Annotated in this window: 1 protein-coding gene; it reads right to left on the bottom strand. The window is 49.0% G+C overall.

The genetic code is table 11. From position 1 onward, the window contains the following. Window positions 1-251 (bottom strand): preprotein translocase subunit SecA (locus tag AC6UDE_RS07080; RefSeq protein ID WP_500697047.1); only part of this gene is annotated, 251 nt, incomplete at both ends.

Raw genomic sequence — 251 nt, 5'->3', positions numbered from 1 at the left:
CGTAACGTGCTTTTTGACCAACTTTTCCCGGTACCTTTTGACCCACTTGGGAGCGTTCTCGGTAACAATCTTATCTTCCAGCGAAACATAAAACTTCGTGTCGCCGGGCTCACCCTGGCGGCCAGCACGACCACGTAGCTGATTATCAATTCGTAAAGAAGACATTCGTTCCGTTCCAACCACAAACAAACCGCCATTTTTAATGGCCTGATCGGAAAGCTTAATATCAGTGCCCCGGCCAGCCATTGAAG

Source organism: Fructilactobacillus sp. X2R5C3 (assembly GCF_059901325.1).
The sequence above is the reverse complement of the archived record's forward strand: the minus strand, read 5'-3'. Positions and strand labels throughout refer to the sequence as shown.